This window comes from Streptomyces sp. ICC1, from assembly GCF_003287935.1.
GTDB lineage: Bacteria > Actinomycetota > Actinomycetes > Streptomycetales > Streptomycetaceae > Streptomyces > Streptomyces tritrimontium.
In genome coordinates this window covers 7872271-7894691 of record NZ_CP030287.1, presented here as the reverse complement: position 1 = coordinate 7894691, position 22421 = coordinate 7872271, and the positions used below count along the sequence as shown (strand labels likewise).

General features: G+C 74.1%; 18 protein-coding genes and 1 pseudogene. 4 read left to right on the top strand and 15 right to left on the bottom strand.

The window, feature by feature from the left end:
* Nucleotides 1-87: 87 nt before the first annotated feature.
* Nucleotides 88-1299: a serine hydrolase domain-containing protein gene (locus DRB96_RS36940; protein ID WP_239516482.1), complete on the top strand. Its 1212-nt coding sequence runs from the start codon at nt 88-90 to the stop codon at nt 1297-1299.
* Nucleotides 1300-1320: 21 nt separating this feature from the next.
* Here the strand turns inward: DRB96_RS36940 and DRB96_RS36935 are convergent, their stop codons facing one another.
* The 4 genes from DRB96_RS36935 to DRB96_RS36920 form a co-directional block, all read right to left on the bottom strand.
* Entirely contained in the window at nt 1321-1899 is a 579-nt protein-coding gene (locus DRB96_RS36935; protein WP_112452337.1) for a dihydrofolate reductase, read from the bottom strand.
* Nucleotides 1896-2693: a thymidylate synthase gene (locus DRB96_RS36930; protein WP_112452336.1), complete on the bottom strand. Its 798-nt coding sequence runs from the start codon at nt 2691-2693 to the stop codon at nt 1896-1898. The genes DRB96_RS36935 and DRB96_RS36930 overlap by 4 nt, the downstream gene beginning before the upstream one ends.
* Before the next feature lie 170 nt (nt 2694-2863).
* Nucleotides 2864-3199: a YnfA family protein gene (locus DRB96_RS36925; protein WP_112454204.1), complete on the bottom strand. Its 336-nt coding sequence runs from the start codon at nt 3197-3199 to the stop codon at nt 2864-2866.
* A 1126-nt stretch (nt 3200-4325) separates the two neighbouring features.
* Complete coding sequence (locus DRB96_RS36920; RefSeq protein ID WP_112452335.1) at nt 4326-5264, bottom strand: helix-turn-helix domain-containing protein; 939 nt, start codon at nt 5262-5264, stop codon at nt 4326-4328.
* A gap of 208 nt (nt 5265-5472) precedes the next feature.
* Here DRB96_RS36920 and DRB96_RS36915 point away from each other — a divergent pair, with 208 nt between their 5' ends.
* A complete protein-coding gene (locus tag DRB96_RS36915) occupies nt 5473-6162 on the top strand; it encodes a DJ-1/PfpI family protein (protein WP_112452334.1) in 690 nt (229 codons plus the stop codon).
* 54 nt (nt 6163-6216) lie between these two features.
* Here the strand turns inward: DRB96_RS36915 and DRB96_RS36910 are convergent, their stop codons facing one another.
* From DRB96_RS36910 to DRB96_RS36895, 4 genes and pseudogenes are all read right to left on the bottom strand, one after another.
* Nucleotides 6217-7680: a tannase/feruloyl esterase family alpha/beta hydrolase gene (locus DRB96_RS36910; RefSeq protein ID WP_112452333.1), complete on the bottom strand. Its 1464-nt coding sequence runs from the start codon at nt 7678-7680 to the stop codon at nt 6217-6219.
* A gap of 151 nt (nt 7681-7831) precedes the next feature.
* Nucleotides 7832-9117, bottom strand: a pseudogene (locus tag DRB96_RS36905) (PHB depolymerase family esterase).
* Nucleotides 9118-9343: 226 nt separating this feature from the next.
* A complete protein-coding gene (locus tag DRB96_RS36900) occupies nt 9344-10003 on the bottom strand; it encodes a 3-oxoacid CoA-transferase subunit B (protein WP_112452332.1) in 660 nt (219 codons plus the stop codon).
* A 3-nt stretch (nt 10004-10006) separates the two neighbouring features.
* Complete coding sequence (locus tag DRB96_RS36895; protein ID WP_112452331.1) at nt 10007-10810, bottom strand: CoA transferase subunit A; 804 nt, start codon at nt 10808-10810, stop codon at nt 10007-10009.
* Between the two features lie 208 nt (nt 10811-11018).
* Here DRB96_RS36895 and DRB96_RS36890 point away from each other — a divergent pair, with 208 nt between their 5' ends.
* Entirely contained in the window at nt 11019-11738 is a 720-nt protein-coding gene (locus tag DRB96_RS36890) for a hypothetical protein (protein ID WP_162688875.1), read from the top strand.
* Here DRB96_RS36890 and DRB96_RS36885 read toward each other — a convergent pair.
* From DRB96_RS36885 to DRB96_RS36875, 3 genes are all read right to left on the bottom strand, one after another.
* Nucleotides 11677-13323, bottom strand: a complete 1647-nt coding sequence (locus DRB96_RS36885) for a DUF2336 domain-containing protein (RefSeq protein WP_239516532.1) — start codon at nt 13321-13323, stop codon at nt 11677-11679. The two genes, DRB96_RS36890 and DRB96_RS36885, sit on opposite strands and share 62 nt — an antisense overlap.
* 262 nt (nt 13324-13585) lie before the next feature.
* Nucleotides 13586-14791, bottom strand: coding sequence for a beta-ketoacyl-[acyl-carrier-protein] synthase family protein (locus DRB96_RS36880; protein WP_204357910.1), 1206 nt, complete (start codon nt 14789-14791; stop codon nt 13586-13588).
* The gene (locus DRB96_RS36875; protein WP_162688868.1) at nt 14788-15039 is read right to left on the bottom strand and encodes an acyl carrier protein; all 252 of its coding nucleotides are present in this window, start codon (nt 15037-15039) and stop codon (nt 14788-14790) included. Before DRB96_RS36875 ends, DRB96_RS36880 begins: the two co-directional genes overlap by 4 nt.
* Before the next feature lie 127 nt (nt 15040-15166).
* On the opposite strand from DRB96_RS36875, the gene DRB96_RS36870 reads away from it, so the two are divergent.
* Nucleotides 15167-15949 carry a lysophospholipid acyltransferase family protein gene (locus DRB96_RS36870; protein ID WP_162688869.1) on the top strand — a complete coding sequence of 261 codons (783 nt, stop codon included), beginning with the start codon at nt 15167-15169 and terminating at the stop codon, nt 15947-15949.
* A gap of 53 nt (nt 15950-16002) precedes the next feature.
* On the opposite strand, the gene DRB96_RS36865 is transcribed toward DRB96_RS36870, so the two are convergent.
* The 4 genes from DRB96_RS36865 to DRB96_RS36845 all read right to left on the bottom strand — a co-directional run bounded on the left by DRB96_RS36865 (nt 16003) and on the right by DRB96_RS36845 (nt 22345).
* On the bottom strand, nt 16003-17523 hold the full coding sequence (locus DRB96_RS36865) for a hypothetical protein (RefSeq protein ID WP_112452327.1): 1521 nt from the start codon (nt 17521-17523) through the stop codon (nt 16003-16005).
* A gap of 19 nt (nt 17524-17542) precedes the next feature.
* Entirely contained in the window at nt 17543-18988 is a 1446-nt protein-coding gene (locus DRB96_RS36860; protein WP_162688870.1) for a hypothetical protein, read from the bottom strand.
* Between the two features lie 298 nt (nt 18989-19286).
* Complete coding sequence (locus tag DRB96_RS36855) at nt 19287-20918, bottom strand: carboxylesterase family protein (RefSeq protein ID WP_112452325.1); 1632 nt, start codon at nt 20916-20918, stop codon at nt 19287-19289.
* Nucleotides 20919-21328: 410 nt separating this feature from the next.
* Nucleotides 21329-22345, bottom strand: coding sequence for an SCO0930 family lipoprotein (locus DRB96_RS36845; RefSeq protein ID WP_239517810.1), 1017 nt, complete (start codon nt 22343-22345; stop codon nt 21329-21331).
* Nucleotides 22346-22421 lie beyond the last annotated feature (76 nt).

Here is a 22421-nt window from a genome sequence, read left to right as displayed (position 1 = left end):
ACTGACCGCACGGGCCGACGGCAGGGGCCCCGACCTGCGGATCGCCCACCAAGTGCGCCGCGCACCCGGCCTGCCCATACTGGGGGAATGAGACGTACCCGTACCGTCTTGGTGTGCATCGTCGGCCTGATGGGCGCGGCCCTTCCCGCCGGGACGGCGGCGGGCGCGGAGCCGGCCGCCGCAGCCCCGGGAACCTGCGTCAACTCGCCCGGCCCCGCGCAGGGCGAGGCACGTGAGGTCCTGGCCATCGCCCAGCAGGCCCAGAAGGAGTTCGGCCTGAACTCGGTGATCCTGCGGGTCTCCTCCGACGGCCGGGACGTGCTCACCACGGCTCTCGGGGAATCGATGACGGGGGTCCCGGCCGAACCGTCGATGCACTTCCGCACGGGCTCCGTGGCCATCGTCTACATGGGCGCCGTCCTGCTCCAGCTCGTCGACCAGGGCAAGGCCTCGCTCGACGATCCCGTGTCCCGCTGGCTGCCGGACGTGCCGCACGGCTCCGAGATCACCCTGCGGATGCTCGGCAGCTCCACGTCGGGCCTGCACGACTACGTCACGGACCCCGCCTTCGTCGCCGCGCTCGAGGCCGCGCCGTTTCGCAAGTGGACGCCGGAGCAAGTCATCGGCATCGCGACGGCCAAGCCGCTCCTGTACGAGCCGGGGACCAACTGGAGCTATTCGCACGCCAACTTCGCGATCCTCGGCGCCGCCCTGGAGAAGATCAGCGGACTCCCGCTGGACCGGCTGCTCGCGGAGCGCGTGTTCGAACCGCTCGGGCTGAGCGAGACCAGCAACCAGTTCACACCTCAGATCCCCGACCCCGTGGTGCACGCCTTCACCTCCGAGCGCGGCACCTACGAGGAGTCCACCTTCTGGAACCCCTCGTGGACCACCGCTCCCGGCGCCGTCCTCGTACAGAACATCTGCGATCTGGACCGGTCCGCTCGTGCCATCGGGACCGGGGAGCTGCTGTCAGCGAAGTCCTTCAAGACGCAGCTCGATCCGGGCACCATCGGCCTCGGTCACGCGACGGCCTCCTGCCCCGCCAGTGCCTGCCTCCTGACCAACACCGAGGCCCACCACTTCGGGCTGGGCGTGATCGTGGTCAACGACTGGATCCTGACGAACCCGTCGTTCTCCGGATACGCGGCCATCCAGGCCTACTTGCCGGCGAAGAAGCTCGCGATCTCGGTGAACGTGACGCAGGGCCCCAAGAGCCCCGAGGGCAACTCTGCCCAGACCATCGCCGAACGCATCTCCGCGGCCCTCGCGCCCGGCCAGGAGCTGAAGATGCGCTGACGCGCGGTCCGCCACCCGCTCCTACCGGGTGTACCTGAGGATGCGGTAGCGGAGGCCCGCGGTCGAGGTCTGCCAGTCGGCGTCCTCCTCGAGGCTCCACGTCGCGTCCGGTGCCGGGGCGTAGGTGTCGCCCTTCACCGCGGAGTCGACCTCGGTCACCGAGAGCATCGTGGCGTGGGCCAGGGCGGCACGGTAGACCTCACCCCCGCCGATCACCCACACCGTCGCGCGGGCGGCCGCGTCCGGGGACCCGGCCGCCGCGAGTCCCAGCGCCTCGGCGATGGATCCGGCGCGCTCCGCGCCCTCGGCAGCCCACCGCGGATCGCGCGTCACCACGATGTTGCGCCGGCCGGCCAGGGGGCGGAACCGCACGGGAAGGGAATCCCACGTCTTGCGCCCCATCACCACCGGGTGCCCGAGGGTGGTCGCCTTGAAGTGCGCCATATCCTCGGGCAGCCGCCACGGAATCCCGTTGTCCGCGCCGATCACGCCGTCGAGGGTCTGGGCCCAGATCAGCCCGACGTCAAGCCTTGAGTCCGGCCGGACGTCCGGCCCGGCACCCGGCTCGGAGTCCGGCCCGGAGTTCGCCACGACGCTCATACGGCGACCGGAGCCTTGATCGCCGGGTGGTGGCGGTAGTCGAGGATCTCCACATCGGAGTAGGCGTAGTCGAAGAGCGAGTCCGCCCGGCGCAGCCGCAGCTCGGGGAACTCGAACGGGGTGCGCGAGAGCTGCTCGGTCACCTGTTCGACGTGGTTGTCGTAGATGTGGCAGTCGCCCCCGGTCCAGATGAAGTCACCCGGCTCGAGGCCCGCCTGCTGCGCGACCATGTGCGTGAGGAGGGCATAGCTGGCGATGTTGAACGGGACGCCGAGGAACAGGTCCGCGCTGCGCTGGTACAGCTGGCAGGAGAGCTTGCCGTCGGCGACGTAGAACTGGAAGAAGGCGTGGCAGGGCGCCAGCGCCATCTTGGACAGCTCGGCGACGTTCCAGGCGGAGACGATCATCCGGCGGGAGTCCGGGTCGCTGCGCAGGGTGGCGAGGACCTCGCTGATCTGGTCGATGTGGCTGCCATCCGGGGTCGGCCAGGAGCGCCACTGCACCCCGTAGACCGGGCCGAGCTCGCCGTCCGCGTCGGCCCACTCGTCCCAGATGGTGACGCCGTGCTCGTGCAGCCAGTCGACGTTCGATTCGCCGCGCAGGAACCACAGCAGCTCGTACACGATCGACTTGAGGTGCACCTTCTTGGTGGTGACCAGCGGGAACCCCTGCGAGAGGTCGTAGCGCAATTGGTGTCCGAAGACACTTCGGGTGCCGGTGCCCGTCCGGTCGGCTTTGGCCGTCCCGGAGGTCATCACCAGGCGCAACAGGTCTTCGTACTGAGTATCCACCACAGCCGACGAGTCTACTGGCCTGCGCGGACGCGGGCGTACGGCGGGCGCGCGAGGCCAGCGGCCCGGCGGTGTCCGGGCACGGACGGCCCGGTGGGCGGCCGCGCGCACCGGGCCGCGGTGATTCCGCGGTGCAGTGCCCATGAGGCGCGGCCCGGCCGTGACCCTGGTGTTCAGTTCCCGCGCGGGGCGTACATGATGACCGCCATCCCGGCGAGGCAGACCAGCGCGCCGACGACGTCGTAGCGGTCGGGGCGGTAGCCGTCGGCGACCATGCCCCAGGCGATGGAGCCGGCGACGAAGATCCCGCCGTAGGCAGCCAGGATCCGCCCGAAGCTGCCGTCGGACTGGAACGTGGCAACGACCCCGTACACGCCCAGCGCGATGACGCCGGCACCGATCCAGATCCAGCCCTTGTGCTCGCGGATGCCCTGCCAGACCAGCCAGGCGCCGCCGATCTCGAAGAGCGCGGCAACGGCGAACAGGGCGAGGGAGCGGGCGACGAGCACGGTGGAGTCCTTCTGGAGAAGGGGGAACGGACCGGCCGGGGCCGGCTCAGACCAGGACGGCGGGCTTGAGGATGTCCCGGGACCACGGCCGTCCCCTACTGGATCATCGTCGCCCGGTACGTTTCGAGGCTCGTCCCGTGACACCGAACCGGGCGCCGCGACGGCTTCGCAGGCCGCCCGGGTGAAGCCCAGGTAGGGCTCGCCGGGGCCGTCGGACCGCGGGTTCGGGGGCACCAGCCAGAGCACGCTGTCGGCGCCGGGGTCGCCGTGCGATCCCCGCGCGACCAGCCCTTGGATCCTTCCCCGAACGAACCGTGTCCGGTGCCCGAGCACCCGGCCCAGCTCCGCAACGAACTCCGGCAGCAGCGCCGGCCCGTTCCGGAAGTCGAACCCCAGGTAGGCGAAGGCGAGCCCGTCTCCAGCCCACTCCCATGCGGCCAGCGGCACCACCCGTCCGCAGGCCGGACAGGGCACTGCGGCCCAGCCGGTGTTCCACCATTCGTCCATTGCCGGCGAGAACGCCTCACGGTGCCCATCCCCGAACACCACCGCGCAGTACGGACAGACCGGCGGCCCGCCCTGCTGCGGCGAGAAGAACACCGTCCGCCCAGTGACAACGGTGAGCCCATCGCTCCCGCTCGCTTCCCGGAACCCGGTCGCCCGCTCCCACCGCGGCCCAGGACCGTAATCCGGCAGCCCCACGATTCTCCCGCCCACCAGCCACGCCGCCACCCGCCCCCCGTGCGCGACGCCGTCCTGGGCGGTGGCGTCCAGGTCGACGATCGTCTGAAAAGAGCTACCCACAGCCGAACGGTAGGCGGCCTACTCGATTCCGCAAAGCCCGTACATCCCGATCCGCATGGCACCGCTGCCGCCCGCGAAAAGAGCAGGAAGTCCGCTTCCCCCGTGCGCAGCACGTCCCACACGTGATCGACAAGACGCCCCCTGGGCGCCGGAGATCGTTTACGGGACAGCCCTTAGGGCCAGCCCTCGCCGTAGGACGCGAGCAACGCCCCCAACGTTGCGCTCGTTCGCTGGTCCTTCCTGCCCTCGCGCTCATCTCCAGGGCCGAGGACCGGCGCGATTTCACTCGACCGCATCGCCTACCGATGAGGGTGGCGCGGGGTCAGCTGAAGGTGCGGCGGTACGCGTGGGGGCTGACGCCGGTGGTCTTCTTGAACCGGTCGCGGAACGCGGTGGGTGAGCCGAAGCCGACTTGAGAGCCGATGCGTTCGACGGAGTGGCGCGTGGTCTCCAGGAGGTGCTGGGCCTGGCGGACGCGGGCGCGGTGGAGCCATTGGAGGGGCGTGGATCCGGTCTGATCGCGGAAGCGTCGGATCAGGGTCCGGGTACTGGTCCCCGCCTCGGCGGCGATGTCGGCGAGGGTGAGCTCCGAGCCCAGGTTGCCCCGCAGCCAGACCAGCAGCGGTTCGAGGGTCGAGCCCTGAGGGGTGGGCGCGTGGTCGTGGACGATGAACTGCGCTTGTCCGCCCTCGCGCTCCAGGGGCATGACGGACAGCCGGGCGGCGTCGGCGGCGACGGCCGAGCCGTAGTCGCGGCGGATCATGTGCAGGCACAGGTCCAGTCCCGCCGCGGCGCCGGCCGAGGTGAGGATCTGCCCGTTGTCGACGTACAGGACGTCCGGATCGACCTCGACGGCCGGGTACGTGGCGGCGAGGAGGCCGGCCGCGATCCAGTGGGTGGTGGCCCGCAGCCCGTCCAGGAGCCCGGTGGCGGCCAGCGGGAAGGTGCCCGAGCAGATGGAGGCGATGCGCGTACCGTGCTCCGCCGCCGCGCGCAGGGCCTCGCGGACGGCGGGAGCGAGCGGCGCCTCGGGGTCGTCGGTCCCCGGGACGATGATCGTGTCCGCGCCCTCGAACCCCTCCAACCCCCAGGGCGCGCGCAGGCTGAAGGTGCCCGCGTCGATCTCCGGCTCCTGCGCGCACACGCGGATGCGGTAACCGGGGCGGCCGTCCGGGAGACGGGTGCGGCCGAAGACTTCGATCGGGGTGGACAGGTCGAAGGGGATCACCCGGTCCAGCGCGAGGATCGCGACAGTGTGCATGGCCAGAAGATACCCGCCCGCCAAGGCCAAGGCGTGGTCCGAGGGGCCTCGGGACGCATCATCTGCGCAGGTCAGCGGCGGTACTGCGGCGTTGGCGATATCCCGTTGAAAGGTGTCGACAATGCCACTGGGGGTGAGGGCGCCATCCGCTTAGTGTCGGGATCGAGCCCGGCGCGGACCGGGCCCGCCGGACTCGGAGGAACCCCGCATGCGCGCCCAGATCGTCCTGTTCGACGGCTTCGATCCGCTCGATGTCATCGCCCCCTACGAGGTGTTGTACGCCGGCGGTACCGCCTCCGGCGGGGCGGTGAGCGTGGAGCTGGTCTCCGCCGAAGGACCGCGCGAGGTGGTCAGCGGCACCGGGGGCCTGACGCTGCGCGCCACCGCCGTCCTCGACCCGGGGCGCGCGGACGTGGTCCTGGTCCCCGGCGCCTCGGGCCGCGTCGGTGAGCCCGGAGAGGTCCCCGACCATGACGCGGGGGCCGGGGAGTGGCGGCAGGACGAGTTCATCCCCGTACTGCTGGGCCGCACCCTGAGCACCGAGCTGCCCGCGCTGCTGAAGGCGGCGATGGACGACCCGGAGGTGACGGTCGGCGCGGTGTGCGGCGGCTCGCTCGTCCTGGCCATGGCCGGCCTGCTGGAGGGCCGCCACGCCACCACCCACCACCTGGGACTGGACATGCTCGAAGCCACCGGGGCCCGCGCGGTGAACGCCCGGGTCGTCGACGACGGCGACCTAGTCACCGGCGCCGGAGTCACCTCCGGTCTCGACCTGGGCCTGTACCTGCTGGAGCGCGAGGTGGGCCCCCGGATCGCCCACGCCGTCGAAGAGCTGTTCGCCCATGAGCGCCGCGGCACCGTCTGGCACGACAGGGGTCCGGTGCCCGCCGGCCTCTGACCGCGCGTCCGCCCCGCACTGCCTGCCCCCCCCCTGTCTCTTATCCCCATCTGGTCAGCGGGCGCCGAGCGGGCAACTGGTCAGCAGGGTCGCCGGATCGGCCGCCGGGTCCCGGGGGACGGTGTGGCCGAGCGGCGGCCGCACACCGCGCCCGATCCAGTCCTCCAGCGCGGTGAAGGCGGAGCGGTGGCAGGGGGTGAGGGGCCGCAGCCGGTCGGGGAACGCGTCGACGAGCGAGTCCACGTGGGTGCCGCCCTCGATGCGGTAGTAGCGCAGCAACCCGCCCCGGCCGGCGCGCCGCACCATGTCGGCGTAGACGTCGGAGTCCCGGCTGATCGGGAGCAGGACGTCCAGGGTGCCGTGCAGGGTGATCAGGGGTTTGCCGATGCGGCCGGTGAGCGCGGTCCCCGCGACCGCGCGGCGGACCTCGGCGGGCCGCTCGGCGTAGGCGTAGTCGGCGTCGCAGGCGGGGGTGCCGGGGGCGCAGAAGGGGGTCCCGGCCTCGGCCGGGCCGTCGAAGCCCGGATCGAACTCCTCGCGGTAGATCCGCTGGGTGAGATCCCAGTAGTACGCGTGGTGGAAGGGCCACAGGAACTCCGAGCCGGCCGGGTAGCCGGCGGCCAGCATCCGCGCGTGGGCCTCCCCGGCGTCGGGCCCGCCGGCCGCGTAGCGGGGGTAGGCGGCCAGCGCCGGGGGCAGGAAGGTCAGCAGGTTCGGCCCCTCCGCCCGCCACAGGGTGCCCTCCCAGTCGACCCCGCCGTCGTACAGCTCCGGATGGTTCTCCAGCTGCCAGCGCACCAGGTAGCCGCCGTTGGACATGCCGGTGGCGAGCGTGCGGGACGGGGCCCGGTGGTAGCGCTGCGCGACCACCGCCCGCGCGGCCCGGGTGAGCTGGGTGACCCGGGTGTTCCACTCGGCGACCGCGTCGCCGGGCGCCCGCCCGTCCCGGTGGAACGCGGTCCCGGTGTTGCCCTTGTCGGTGGCGGCGAAGGCGTAGCCGCGCGAGAGCACCCAGTCGCCGATGGCACGGTCGTTGGCGTACTGCTCGCGCACGCCGGGGGAGCCGGCGACGACGAGCCCGCCGTTCCAGTGGTCGGGCAGCCGGATCACGAACTGCGCGTCGTGGTTCCAGCCGTTGTTGGTGTTCGGGGCCGCGGTGGCGGCCGGGGTGTCGGGGAAGTAGCCGTCGATCTGGATGCCCGGCACCCCCGTGGGGACGGCGAGGTCCTTGGGGGTGAGGCCGGCCCAGTCGGCGGGGTCGGTGTGCCCGGAGGCCACCGTCCCGGCGGTCGTCAGCTCCGCCAGGCAGTCGGCCCGCTGGAGCGCGGCCCCCGGTACGCGAAGTTGGGCGCGGCGGGCGCAGTGCGCGTCGGCCCCGGCGGCCCCCGGGGGCGCGGCGGCCGGCAGCAGGGCCGAGGCGAGGACGGCGGCGGCGACGGCGCCGGGGGCGGCTCTGGCGCGGGGCGCGCATCGGGTCGTCGCGGAACGGGTCGTCGCGGAACGGGTGGCGGGTGGCATCGAGGAACCTCCGGAAGGCGGCGGGATGGGGGACTGGCCGGAGGCTAAGGGCGGCCGCCCCGGCGCCGACACGGCTGCGCCCGCCATGTTCGCGGCCGCCCCGGTGGGGCCGGCCGCCATGGCGGGCCCGGCAAGATCCGAAAGAGACGGCCTAGGGGCAGCCGGCGTCGGCGATGACGAAGTGGCCCGCGGGCGCCTCCTTCAGGGTGTGCGTGACGAAGACGTTGTAGAGGCCCAGGTCCTGGCGCGAACCCTTGGCGTGGGCGTGGCTCCCGTCGGTCGTCGCCCGGCCCGCCCGCACGTGCTGGTAGTTGTGCGCCGTCCAGCACACCGCCGGCGCGCCGGTCGTGCTCACCGTGACCGGCGCCGAGCCGGCACCCGCCGCGCCCGAGCCGTCGACGGCCGCCACGGCGTACGTGTGGCGCGTACCGGGGGCGAGCCCGCCGTCCGTGTAGGGCGGCCCGGCCGGGGCGGCGACCTGGGCACCGTCCCGCAGCAGCGCGTAGCCGGCGGCGCCGGGCACCGGGTTCCAGGCGAGGGTGACGCCGGTGTCGCCGACGGCGGTGGCGGCCAGGCCGGTGGGCGCGGGCGGGGTGCCGGGGCCCGGGCCCGGGCCGGAGCCGCCCAGGCCGAAGAACTTCGCGATCCAGTGGCCGGAGCAGATCGAGGCGAGGAAGTGCGCGGCCCCCGTACGGCCGCACCGCTCGGGACCGGAACCCGGGTCGACGGGGGTGCCGTGCCCGATCCCGGGCACCCGGTCGACCTCGACGGCCACCGTGCCGTCCCCGGCGAGGTACTCCTCGTGGCGGGTGGCGTCGGGCCCGATGGCCGAGGTCCGGGCCGGGGTCTGGGAGAGCCCGTGCAGCGCGGTCCACTGGTCGCGCAGTTCGTCGGCGTTGCGGGGAACGACGGTGGTGTCCGCGTCGCCGTGCCAGATCGCGACCCGGGGCCAGGGGCCGCTCCACGCGGGGTACGCGTCACGGACCGACTGCGCCCAGCCGGCCGGGGACTTGTCCACCCCGGGGTTCATGCACGTGTACGGGCTGTGTCCTTGGCGCAGCCGTGGGGGAGCCCGGCGATGACCGCCCCCGCCGTGAACACGTCCGGGTAGGCCGCGAGCAGTGCCGAGGTCATGGCGCCGCCGGCCGACAGGCCGGTGACGAAGGTGCGGGCGGGGTCGGCGGCGTAGGCGGAGGCGGCGCGGGCGGCCATCTGCCGCAGGGAGGCGGCCTCGCCCTGGCCGCGCCGGTTGTCGGCCGCCTGGAACCAGTTGAAGCCCTTGTTGGGGTTGTTCGCGGAGGTGGTCTCCGCGAAGACCACCAGGAAGCCTTCGCGGTCGGCGAGTTCGGTGAGTCCGGAGTTGTCCGCGTAGGTCTGGGCGTTCTGGGTGCAGCCGTGCAGCGCCAGCACCACGGCCGGGGCGGACGTGGCGGGCATGGCGGCTCCCTGGGGCGGCGGGCACTGCGCGGGCCCGTCGCCGGGGGCCCGCGGTGCCGCCACGGTAGGAGCGGCACCGCGCACGACGGCATGTCCCGGAACCCCACAATCCGGCCGGGGGTTGCCCGGTCCACAAGGGTTGCGCGCGCCGTCCGCCGCCTGCTGGTGCTGTGGCCGGAAAGGTGTGCCGGGCGCCGCGACCCGGTGGACCTCCCCGGTCACAGCACTAGTTGCAGGCGGCTGCGACCAGTTCGGGGCGCACCGCGAGCTCCGCACCCGTCGCCGCGCGGACCTCGGCCACCGAGACCCCGGGCGCGAGCTCGCTCAGCACGAACCCCGCCGGGGTGACGTCGACGACCGCCAGGTCGGTGACCACCCGCTGGACGACCCCCCGGCCGGTCAGCGGCAGCGAACAGCGCTCCACGAGCTTGGGCGTGCCGTCCTTCGCCGTGTGCTCCATGAGCACGATCACCCTGCGCGCGCCGTGCACCCGGTCCATCGCGCCGCCCATTCCCTTGACCGTCTTCCCGGGGACCGTCCAGTTGGCGAGGTCGCCCGAGGCGGACACCTGCATCGCGCCCAGCACGGCGGCGTCGACGTGCCCGCCGCGGATCATGGTGAAGGACAGCGCCGAATCGAAGAAGGACGCCCCCGCCCGGACCGTGACCGTCTCCTTGCCCGCGTTGACCAGGTCCGGATCCACCTCGTCGGCCGTCGGGTACGGGCCCACGCCGAGGATCCCGTTCTCCGACTGGAGCACCACCTCGACCCCCGGCGGCAGGTGGCCGGGGATCAGGGTCGGCAGCCCGATCCCCAGGTTCACGTACGTGCCGTCCGCCAGTTCGAGGGCGGCCCGGGCCGCCATCTGCCCACGTGTCAGAGCCATGTGTCAAACACCGCCTTGCTGTTCGGGGAGAAGGGTGCGGACCGTGCGGACCGTGCGGCACTCGATGTGCCGTTCGCCCGCCGGATCGCCGGGGTCCACCCGGACCACCCGCTGGACGAAGATCCCCGGCAGGTGCACGGAGTCCGGATCGAGCTCTCCGGGCTCGACCAGCTCCTCCACCTCGGCGATGGTGATCCGGCCCGCCATCGCGGCCAGCGGGTTGAAGTTGCGCGCCGAGGCATGGAAGACGAGGTTGCCGTGCCGGTCCCCGGCCGCCGCCCGCACCAGGGCGAAATCCGTGGTGATGCCCTCCTCCAGCAGGTACTCCCGGCCGGCCCAACTGCGCAGCTCCTTGGGCGGCGAGGCCACGGCGACGCTCCCGTCGGCCCGGTAGCGCCACGGCAGCCCGCCCTCCGCGACCTGGGTGCCGGCCCCGGCCGGCGTGTAGAACGCCGGGATCCCCGCGCCGCCGGCCCGCAGCCGCTCGGCGAGCGTGCCCTGCGGGAGCAGTTCGACCTCCAGCTCGCCGCTCAGGTACTGCCGGGCGAACTCCTTGTTCTCGCCCACGTACGAGCTCGTCATCCGGGCGATCCTGCCCTCGCGCAACAGCAGCCCGAGCCCCCGGTCGTCGACCCCGCAGTTGTTGGACACCACCTCCAGGGCGACCGCGTCCGTCCGTTCCAGCAGCGCGCCGATCAGCACGCCGGGAATCCCGCACAGCCCGAAGCCGCCCACCGCCAGCGACGCCCCGGCGGGGATGTCCGCCACCGCCGCGGCCGCGGTCGCGACCTCCTTGTCCAGACCCATCGCACGCTCCTTCGCCCGGCGCCGGGCCGCCGGCCCCGACCGGACCGGTGCGGCCGGGCCGACACGGACGACCCTAGGAACCGGCGGCGGGCCCTGGCCATGGCGCCCGCGCACACACCCGGGGGGGTGCCCGTGTGGGGAACCGGTGGACCGGCCGGTACGTCCCAGCGGAGCCGATCCGGCACAGGAGCGCGAGGGGGAGACCGTGTTGAACCGCACCACGAGGAGAGTCCCGGGCGTCGCATCGGGAGGCGGGCCGTTCGCCGTGGGCGGCGCCGCCAGGTCCGTGTCCCCGTACGTGCTCGCGTGCTTGGGCGCCGCCGTGCTGCTCACCGGCTGCGGCGAGGTGACCGGGAACGAGCCGGTCGGGCCCGGCGTGTCCGTCCGCACCGAGAGCGCCGCGCCGTGTCCCGAGTCCGATTCCGCCGTCCGGCAGGCGCCGCCGACGCTGATCCACGGCACCCCGGCCAACACCCCCGAGGCCACACGCCTCTCCCAGGCCATCGGCGCCCAGGCCCGCGGCGCCTTCGCGGACGTCTACTCCGTGCAGATCACCGACCATCCGGCGGGGCGCGTGGCCCTGTGCGTCACCGATCCGGCCCGCGGCCGGCTCCTCCTCGAAGCGGCGCACGCGGCGGATCCGGGCGCGGACCCGGCCCGGGCGGACGTGTACGTGAGCCCGTACTCCCACCGGACCCTCAACGCCGCCGCGGCCAGGATCATCGCGCTGAAGGCGGACTTCCCGGTCTACAGCACCTCCGGCGGGCACGGCTCGTCGGTGGAGGTGACCACCAATCAGGAGGGCTCGTGGTCCGCGGAGTTCAAGGCGCGCCTGCAGGAACTCACCGGGGGGATCCCGGTCACGCTCAAGAACGGCGAGCCCGTCGAGCCCCTGCTCGGGGACCAGCCGTTGCGCCCCGCCCCCTGACGCCCGACAGGGCCTGCTCCGCTCCTACTCCACTTCGCCGCCGCGGTCCGCGCGCGATCAGCTCCTCCATCGCCGGCCGGGGGAGGGAGGGGTTGGCCGCCGCGGCCTCGGCGACGGCCGGGGACGCGTGGGTGAGGAGTCCCACGAGGGCCGGTCCGGACAGTGCCGGGTGGCGTGCCGCGTTGGGGCCGGCCTTGTGGTCGGCCAGGCACGGCAGCAGCGCCGCCTCCGTCGCGTTCGGGTGCACGGCGATCGCGCGCCAGGCCCGCAGCGCCGGCGGGTCGTGCCGGGCCAGCTCCTCCAACAGGCCGGACGGGGCTTCCGGGTTGGCCGCCACCTGCGCGTGGACCTGTACGCCGTGCCGCGCGACCATCGCGCGCAGCCGGTCCTCGGACAGGCCCGGGTGCGGGGCGACCGCGTTGGCCACCACCGCGTCGGGGTCGTCGGCCAGGGCGTCGAGCAGCGCGGGCGGCAGGGCGCGGCTGCGGGCCGCGAGCTTGCGTACGGCCGGGTGCGGGGAGGCGGCCAGTTCCGCGAGCTCCGTGGCGGTGGCGGACTCGATGCGGGGCAGTGGATCCGGACGGAGCCGGGCCCTGCGCGCCAGGTCCGCCAGGACGTCGAGGGGCACCAGCGGCTGGAGGGCCAGCGCCCTCAGCAGCTCCACCTCGCGGCCCGCGGCGAGCTCGCGGATCAGCGGCGCCCCGAGAGCGGAGTTCGCCGCGACGTCCCGACGGACGCCCGGCATCGGGTCGGCGGCGAGCAGCGCGTACGTCTCCTGCGGCAGGTCGGACCGTTCGGCCAGGGCGCGGCGGATCAGCATCGACGGGTGGCCGGCGAGGGTGGCCGCGGTGGCGGGCGGTGTGGAGGGGTTGCGCGCGGCCCGTTCCAGGGTGTTGTGCACGGCCGTCTCGTGAACGCCCGTGCAGGTGGCGTTCGCGAAGAGGCCGCAGTCCGGGCGCCGGCAGTAGGGGTCGTGGGTGAAGGGGATCTCCTCCTGGTCGCAGACCAGGCAGGCGAGAGCAGGTGCGAGCTCCTCTCCCGTGATCAGCGCCGCCAGTACGGAGCCGGGCACCGCCTCGTTGAGGGCGGTCGTCATCCGCACCTCGGCGTGCGGGTGCGTCGCGAGCCGGGCGGCGAGCTGCGGTTCGGTGGTCCAGATGCCGAGCTCCGCGACGACTTCCACGTCCGGGTCGGCGGCGAGGGTCTCCTGCACGTCGAGCGGCAGGCCGGGCCGGGAAGCGAGGTCCCGGCGGACCTGGCGCTCGGGGTGGGTGGCGAGCGCCCGCGCCCACTCGGGCGGCCCGAAGCCCTCGTCGAGCATGGCCAGGGCCACCGACGGCCGGGCGAGCGGGTCCACGTCGGCGGGGTCGAGGAGTCCCGCGCGCCCCATCCGGCCCGCGGCGAACTCGTCGGCGGCAGCGATCGCGCGGACCTGGGCGGGGGAGAGGTCCGTCCGCTCGCTCAGGTCGTAGAGGAGCTCGTCGTGCGGATCGTCCACCGAGCCGTTCAGGGCGATCAGCCGGTCCACGAGCCCGGACGGCAGGGCCGGATTGGCGGCGAGGCCGCACAGCAGACGAAGACCCACCGGCCCCGCGGTCCCCTCCGGGGCGGCGGTCCCTTCCGGCCCCGCGGTCCCCTCCGGCCCCGGGGTCCCCTCCGGGGCAGTGGGCTCGGGCACGGCCCGCGGTGTGAGCGGTGGCCGCACATCGGTCATTCGGTGTTCCTCACGGGTCGTCCGGCCTTGCGAAGAGATCGGCGGCGGACCGGGCGGACCCGGAGGGCCGGGGTGACCGGCGGCCGCGCCGGGGACGCTACAGCGGGTGTCGGGGCAGTCGGGGTGTCGGGGCTCAGGCGCGCGCGAGGACGGCCACGGCGTTGTGGCCGCCGAACCCGAAGGAGTTGCTGACCGCGATCGACGACGCGTGGTTCCTGGCGGTGCCCGCGACCACGTCGATGTCCATGTCCGCGTCGGTGGTGGTCAGCCCGGCCGTGGGCGGCACGGTGTCCGTGTCCAGGGCGAGGACGGTGAGTGCCGCCTCGATGACCCCGCACGCGCCGAGGGTGTGGCCGAGCGTCCCCTTGGCGGAGGTGACGGGCGGCCGCTGGGGGAACACCCGGCGCAGGAGCGCGGCTTCCACGGCGTCGTTCTGCCGCGTGGAGGTGCCGTGCGCGTTGACGTGGCCGACCTCGTGCGGGGCGATGCCGGCGTCGGGGAGGGCGAGGCGGGTGGCCCGTTCGGCTCCGCGGCCGCCGGGGTCCGGGGACACCAGGTGGTGGGCGTCGGTGGCGGCGGCGTAGCCGATGAGCCGGGCGAGGGGCCGGGCTCGCCGGGCCGCGGCGTGCTCGGGGCGTTCCAGGACCAGCGCGCCGGCGCCTTCGGCGATGACGAAGCCGTCGCGGGTGGCGTCGAAGGGGCGTGCGCCGGTGCCCGACATGGCTCCGAGTTGGGTGAAGCCGGTGGCCAGCAGCCGGGTGATGGGCGCCTCGGCGCCGCAGACCAGAGCGATGTCACACTGCCCGGTCGCCAGCAGGTCGCGGGCGAGGCCGATGGCCGTGGTGCCGGAGGCGCAGGCGGTGGAGGTGGCCAGCGACGGACCGGTCGCTCCGAACCGCAGGGCGATGTTGGCGCACGTCATGTTCGACAGATAGCCGGTGAGGAAATAGGGCGAGACGAACTCGGGGCCGAGCTCGGCCATCCTCGCGAGGGCCCTGTCCTGGGTCAGCACGCCGCCCGCGCCGCCGGCGGTGACCACGGCGACCCTGTCGCCGTCCCACGCCAGGGGGTCGAGGCCGGCGTGCTCGAGCGCCTGCGCGACGGCCACGAGGCCCAGTCGGTCGACCCGGTCCAGGTGGGCGGAGCCGCGCCCGCGCAGGACCGGGTGGTCGAACTCCGGCACCCGGCAGCTGAGGGAGAGGGCCAGCCCCTCCAGCGCGGGATCGACGGCCGAGGTGGTGCGGCCCTCGCACACGGCCGCCCAGACGGCCTCCGCTCCGCACCCGGCCGGCGTGACGAGGCCGAGGCCGGTCACGACGGCCCCGGGGCCGCGCGTCAACGCTCGGTCCGCCGCGCGTCGAGGACCGCGGCGAACTCCGCGAGGGTGGTGTCCCGCAGCTCCTCCTCGTCGACCTTGAAGCCCAGCGCCTCGTGGACGGCGATGGCCATCTCGACCACCATGAGCGAGTCGGTCAGCAGATCACGCATCCGGGCGTCGGCCCGCACCTCCTCGGCGGGGATTTCGAACGTTTCGACGAGGATTTCGCTGATCAGATCGATCACGGATTCCGGTGCTGAAGTGGTCACGACTGCCCTCATTTGCGATGCGGTATGTTCCCGGGTCCAGAGAACTATCACGGCTGGGTTCATACTCAAAAAGGGCCGCCTTTTGATGCCTTCCCGATGATTCAAAATGCGAAAGCGGGGACCACTTGTGTCGGAAAGCCTGACCGCCGCGATCGAAATCGGCGGAGCCGAGCTCCGGTACGCCAAGGAGGCGCTCGGCGAAGCGGGAGCGGACGCTTGGGGCCGGCTGCTGGACTGGCTGATGGACGACTACTTCCGGCTGGAGACCGCGGGCTTGGAGAACCTTCCCGCGGAAGGTCCCGCCGTTGTCGTGGCGAACCATTCGGGCGCCTGGGGACTGGACGCGTTCATCCTCCACAAAGCGCTCACCCGCCACTTGGACCGGCCTCTGTGCATGCCTGCCGCACCGCTGACCTTTCGATTTCCGGTCATCGGTTCGTACGCACGGAAGTACGGAGCCATTCCACTCGATCCGACCCTCGGACTGGACCGGCTGACCGCCGGTGGAATCGTGGGGGTCTTTCCCGAGGGAATCGCCGGTCTGGAAAAGCCCTTCCGCAGCCGCTACCGGCTGCGGCCGTTCAGTCCGGGCTTCGCGGTGACCGCCGTCAAGGCCGGCGCCCCCGTCGTCCCGGTCAGCGTCATCGGCGCCGAGGAGGCGCTCCCCCGGATCGGCGCGCTCCCCGCCCTCGCCCGTCTGCTGGACCTGCCCTGCTTCCCGCTCACGGCCCTCTTCCCGCTGCCCGCGAAGTGGCTGATCACCGTGGGCGAGCCGATCCCCGCGCCGGCCCGGTCCGCGTCCTTCGGCGCCCGGTCGGCCGCGGCGCGGCTGCTGTGCGCCCAGGCCCAGGAGGCGGTGCAGGGCCTGGTGGACAGGGAGCGGCCCCGGCGCGCGACGCCCTTCTGGTAGCCGCGCCGCGCCCGCCCGCGGCCCCCGGCCCAGCCCTCAGTTCGACAGCCGGTTCAGTCCGACAGCCGGTTCGCGGCGCGCCGGACGCCGTCCGCCGCGGTCACGCAGCGCCGCGCGTGGTCGAGCAGGACCGTGCGGAACCGCTCCCCCGCCTCGTCCTCGCTCCAGCCTCCCGTCTCGGCGCAGGCCGCGAGGCTGTCCGCGTGCGACTCCAGCCGCTCGGCGCTCGCCCGCGCGAGGGCCCCGTACGACGCGGGCGTGCAGCCGCGGGCCGGGACGGGGGCCGCCGCCGGCATGCCGACCGTCACCCGCCCGTCGCCCGGCCGGCCCGCGCGCTCCCCGAGGGCCAGGAGCAGGGTCCGGGGGTCCAGGGTCGCGGGCAGCCGGCGTGCCGTCAGAACCGGTGAGATCAGCATGGGCCGGGCGGCCGCCGTGACCGCGCGTACGACCTCCTCGGCGGCCAGCGCCGCGAAGCGCGTCGCCGGGCAGTCGCCGGGCGCTCCGCACAGCGGGGACGGCCAGGCTCCCGGGCGGGCGGGGTCCCCCGGCAGCACCGACCAGCCCGGCGCACACAGGATCTCCGTTCCGGCGCCGATCTCGAGGTCCTCCCAGGCGAACGGCGCCCGTACCCGGTACACGGCGGCGGCGACCGGCGGATAGAGCCGCAGCGCACGGGCCACGGCCTCTTCCGGAGAGGCCGCCGGGTCCACGGTCCGCAGGGCCAGGGCCTGCAGGGCGGTGGAGGAGGCGGCCTCGGAGACCAGGGCCAGCAAGTGCGCGACGGCCCCGGCCACGCCGTCCGCACCGGAGCTCCGGTGCGGCCCCCGGTCCGTGCTCCGGTCCGTGCTCCGGTCCGCTCCGGCGGGCGCCGCGAGCAGCCGGCCGGCCGGGGAAGCGGGGTCCGGACGCTCCAGGTGGGGCACCAGCCGTCGCCGCAGGGCGTGGCCCCAGGTCTCGCGTTCCAGGCGGTCCGTGGCGGCCGCCGCCCGGGAGGTGATCTCGCCGAGCAGCGTGTCCTCGGCGGCCCCCTCGCCCAGCACCACGAGCCGGGCCAGCCGGGCCATGCCCTCGTGCCAGACCTGCCACGGCAGAGTGCCGTCGCCGCGCCGGGCGCCGATCACCTCGTCCACGACCCGGGCCACGAGGGCGGGCGACCGCTCGCCGGGGGCGCCCATGCCGCCCTCGGGCACCGCGTGCGGGGACAACCCGTACCGGTGCCCGCCCGGGGTGAGCCCGACGGCGGGCTCCAGCGCCCCCACCTCGTCGGCCCGGGCGAGGAGCGCCTCGGAGTCGGCGGGGGTCAGCGGCACGAGGAAGGACCCGAACGGCGTGGTCACCCGCACCGGCCGCCCCGAGCGGGTGCGCCGCAAGTGTGCGAGGAGCGAGCGGGTCACCCCCTCGCGGGTCAGCGCGTCCAGGCCCAGTGCTCGGGCCGGGGCGTCCGTCCACGGCAGGCGCTGGGCGAGCATGGCGGCGCTGAACACGGCGCTCTCCAAGGGCCAGGCCGTCGCCGGCCGTCGCGGCGCCGTCACCGGAACCGGCATCGCCGTCGCCGTGCTGTCGGCAGGGGGCATCGGAAGGTCTCCCTCGGGGTCACTTGTCGCGCAGCATGTAGGGCTGGTTGCCGACGATCTCGCCGTCATAGGTGCCGATCAGTTCGTTGACCCGCTCCCGGTGGTGCGCCATGGCGCCGCGCAGCGTGTCCGAGTAGGCCTGCGGGGCGTGGGAGAGCGGATAGTCGTACGACTCGTCGAGCCAGTCCAGTTCGACCCAGTTGTCGGGCAGTTCGTTGGGCGACGCCGGTCCGCGTCCGTCGAGCATCGGGATCACGTCGTGGTTGTTGACCAGGCTGATCACCCGGGTGGTGTGGTCGGCGGGCCGCTTGCCGTCGATCGGGGAACCCAGCGTGACCACGTGCGTGATCCGGTAGCGGGCACAGACCTCCACGTCCGCCGCCAGGTTCATCGCGGTCAGTCCGCCCAGGCTGTGACCGACGATCATCAGCTGCGAGCCGGTGGGCACGCCGGCCCGGAGCAGCAGCTTCCGCGCGGCGCGGGTGTAGGTCGTATCGGTGCGCAGCAGGCCGTCGAACGCGCCCACCAGGTCCTGCGGGGTGCTGTTGCTCAGCAGCGCGAAGCTCGTTCCGGGCAGCAGCAGGACGTGGCGGACCTCCCCGTCAGCGCATGCGACGCGGCGCAGCAGCACCAGTCCGTGGTTGCCCAGGGCCCCGATGTCGTTGACGTAGCTGACGATGTCGTTGCGGGAGGCGGCCAGCACCTTCGCCAGGATGGAGTCCGCGTCCGTCCGCTCCGCCCGCCCCGGGCCGGGGTTGAGGTACTTCAGCAGGGTGCTGGGCAGTCCGAAGAGCGGATCCGTGGCCGGCACCCCGCCGGCGAGCGTCACCCAGGAGAAGTCGTCGTTGACCGGGTTCTCGTCGAGCAGGCCGAGCAGGGCCAGGAGCTCCATGATCACGGGGCTGACGGTGGTCAGGGCGCGGGTGAGCCCCGAGTGCTCGATCAGCGCGTACATGGCGCGCAGCGCCTCCAGCCGGTTCCCGGCGGCCATGGCGTCCGTCAGCCGTCTGGCCAAGGGCGAGTCCAGGTTGGGGTGTTCGGCCGCGATCGCCCTGATCCGCAGGGCGAAGGCATCGACGGCCATCGCCACGGCGGCCGGGCGGCGGTACGTCAGGTTCCCCGCCATCCGGGCCAGTTCACCGGCCAGGCCGCCGTTCGCCCCGAAGCCCAGACCCGAGGGGCTGGTCAACGCCTTGACGCAGGACGCCGCCGCGCCCAGGGCCCAGGCCGGTCGGCGCAGCGCCTGCCACGCCGACCGGGGGCTCGACAGCGCGCTCGTCAGCTCGGCGCCCGCCTGTCTCGCCGTGAGGGCGGCGTCCGCCAGCAGGACCGACGCGGCCAGCAGCAGCTCCGGATCCGTGCGGCGCGGTCTCGGCCGGGCGTCTCGCGGCGGGTCGGCGGCGTCCGCGAACCACGGCCCCGCGGACGCCCCGCCGTCCGCTTCGTCCACCGTCTGAGCGGTCACGTTCCCACCTCCGTGCCTGCGCAACGGCTTCGCCTGGTTCCGCTGCCTGAGCGGGCATGCTGGCATTCTCCGCAGTCCGCGCGGGACACGATCCGCCGCCGTTGCGCGCCGGCGCACGCGCGGCGGACGGCGGTGAGCCGCCGGGCGCCCCTCGGAACCGTGGTCCGCGGGGCACCCGGCGGCGTGGCGGCACCCCCCGGGCCGCCGCCATTTCGGTGATCACCAAAGGATGGGAACCGCACCCCCGTGTTGACGGGAGCGCGGATCACCCCTGCCGGTCACCGCGTCTCGTCTCCCGTCAGAACGGCCGGGAAGGCTGGGTGCGCCAGAACGTGCACTGGTGCTCCGCCGCGAAGGACCGGTCGAGCCGGTCGCCCGCGGGAGCCAGCTTCAGGACCGAGCCGCCCGGGCCGGCGGCGGGCCAGGGGGTCTGGCCGGCAACCGCGGGAACCCCGTGGCGGGCGAAGGCTCCCCAGTAGCGCTTCATCCGCGTCGCGAGCGCGACCTGGACGGGGGTGAGGGGACGCTCGCCCATGGTGAAGTCGTGCAGATAGGCCAGCTCGGCGCTGTGCGCGTTCGACTCGTCCAGGCCCGGGACCTGCGCACCCGCCAGGGTGGGCGAGTCCGGGTCGTCGAACTCGTAGGCGAAGGTGGGCACTTGCCGAGCGAACAGCTGCGTCGTCCAGGAGGTCTCGCAGGCGAACGTCGAGTCGGTCATGACGGCCGACAGCGCCAGGTACGGGGATCCGTGGGCGGCCACCGGATAGCGGGCGAGGACCTCCGGACCGGCCGCTCCGTAGCCCGCCAGGACCTGCCCCGCGTACTGCTCGGCCGTCAGCCCGGGCTGGGTCAGCGCGACGAAGAACCGCGCCTCGGAGCGGTTGCTGCCGATCAGGACCGGCACCTTGTTCCAGTTCCCGGCGGCGATCGCGGCGGCGGGATCCTTCGGGAGGAGCCCGTCGCCCGACGCGGGACCCGAAGTCGCCCGCGTACGGGCCGCGTCCACCAATGACTGCCCGGAGGCGGCGCGCAGGCACGCGACGACCGCGGCCGGATCGGCGCAGCCGGCGCCCGCCGCGAACGCCCGGGCCTCGGACTCGGCCTTCGCGGCGTCCGGGGTGCGCAGCAGCGTGCACGGCCCGCTCTGCAGCACGGCCCGGTGGAACAGTCCCGCCGCCGACGGGGCGGCCAGCAGCCCGCACACCGAACCGCTGCCCGCCGACTGGCCGGAGACCGTGACGTTGCCCGGATCGCCGCCGAAGGCCCGGATGTTCTCCCGAGTCCAGCGCAGCGCCTGGATCTGGTCCATCAGGCCGAAGGAGCCGGAGCGCGGGGCGTCCTGGCGGGCCAGTTCGGGAAGGCCCAGATAACCGAGCTGTCCGAGGCGGTAGTTGATGCTGATCACGATGCTGCCGGTCAGCTCCGCCATCGTGCGTCCGCCGAACTGGGTTCCGGTGCCCTGGCTGTACGCACCCCCGTGCATCCAGAGGACCACCGGCAGCCGGGCCCCCGGGCGGGCCCCCCGGGGCCGGTACACGTCCAGGAACAGGCAGTCCTCGCTGACCGCCCGCGGGTCCCGCAGCCCGAAGGGCGAGAACTGCAGGCAGGCGGGGGCCTGTTCGGTGGCTTCGCGCACCCCGTTCCAGCGCGCGGGCGGCCGGGGGGCGCGCAGCCGGAGCTCTCCGACCGGCGCGGCGGCGTAGGGAACGCCGAGGAACTCCTGCGCCCCGTCGTGGGCCCGGCCGCGCAGCGCGCCCTGCGCCACGGAGACCACCGGGCGGGTCGAGCCGTCCGACGGGCCGGCGATCTGGGATCCGGCGGAGGCGGCCGCCGGGAGCGCCGCGGCGATCAGGGCGGTCAGCGCGAGTGCGGTACCGAGCAGGGGCCTTGCCGTGGAAAACCGGGCGATCCGGGTCGAGAGCCGTTGCATCCGTACTCCTGGGTTCAAGACGGTCCGGGGGCGAACCAGCACGACCAACCACTGCCGGTCCAGCCACCGGGGGCCGCTGCCACGGCCCCGCCGGCCCCGGCCCCGGACACACCGGACGCCCCCGCGGCCCCGGTGTTCACCGCTCCGGCCCCCCTGCCGGATCCGCGCGACCGCACTGGCGCGCGGGCCCTGTTCACCGAGCCGCGGGCGCTGCCCGACGGCCCGCCGGAGAAGGCCGAGCTGCGCACCCCCCCCGTGCGGAGCCACCGTCCGCCGGTCCGCCACCCGCCGCGTCGCGTCCCGCCCGCCCCGCAGCCTCCGCAGAGCAGCGAGGCCAGCAGTACGGCGAGGCAGGGCGCGAGATGGCGGGCGCCGACGGAGGGCGCGGGCCGGTTGGCTGCCACGGCCGGTCAGCCCGCCGCCGGGACCTTCTTGCCCGCGTCGTCCACCGCGAACCAAAGGCCCTGCTTGCCGTGTCCGTTGGTCTGGCCCGGTGCGGTGTCCCCGGTGAAGAGGTAGACCGGCCAGCAGTCGATCGTCATCTGCTCGCTGCCGTCGGGGCGCTTCACCGATCCGACGAGACCGGCCGGAATTCCGGACACCTTGTCCTTTTCCACGGGGGCGGCGGGTTTCCAGGTGTTCAGGCAGGCATCGAGGCAGCCGAATTTCATCGGCCAGGCGCTGTCCTTGTCGAACCGGTAGAGCGTGCGCCCCTCGGAATTCACCAGGATCTTTCCGAGTTTCGCGTCGTCGGCCGTGGAAAGCCCGCCGCCCTCCGCGTTTCCGCCCGCCCCGTCGGCCTGCTCCCCGTCGGCCTGCTCCTCGCCCGCCCCGCCGGCCTTCTCCTTCGCCTTGTCGGCCGCCTTCTTGCCGTCGGCCGCCACCGCGTGCCAGGTGCCGCCGACGCCCTCGCCCTTCGCCTCGCCCGCCCGGGTGTCCTTCGCGTACCGGTACACGGGCCACCCGCCGAGCGTGAGCTGGCGGACGCCGTCGGCCCGGTCGACCGCGCCCAGCAGCCCCGCGTCGATGCCGGCCGCGGCCTGGGCGTCGTTCGCCGGCACCGGGGGCCAGAGGGTGGCGCAGTCCGCGGCGCAGTTCGACCGGGGCGGCTGGGCCGTGTCCTTGTCGAAGCGGTAGAGGGTGGCGCCGGCGCTGTCGGTGACCGCGCTGCCGACCCCGACGATCTCCCGGACCGCCAGCCGGCCCGCCGGCGCGGAGGCCTCCCCGGCGGGGTCCGCCGCGGGGTCCGCCGAGCCCGCGGAGCCGTATCCCGAGTCGTAGCCGTCACCGAGGGCCTGCTCGGCCCCGGCGGGCCGGACGGCGGTCACCCCGCCGGATCCGCCCGATCCGGCGCCGCATCCCGCCGCCAGCAGGAGCACCGTCATCACCGATCCGGCCGCAGCGGTCACCCGACGCTTCTTGCCCATGATCTCTCCTTCGGTTTCTGCCCGGCGCGCATGTGGTGCGGCGCGCTTTCCGTTCGGTTATTCATAAGCCCTTCGG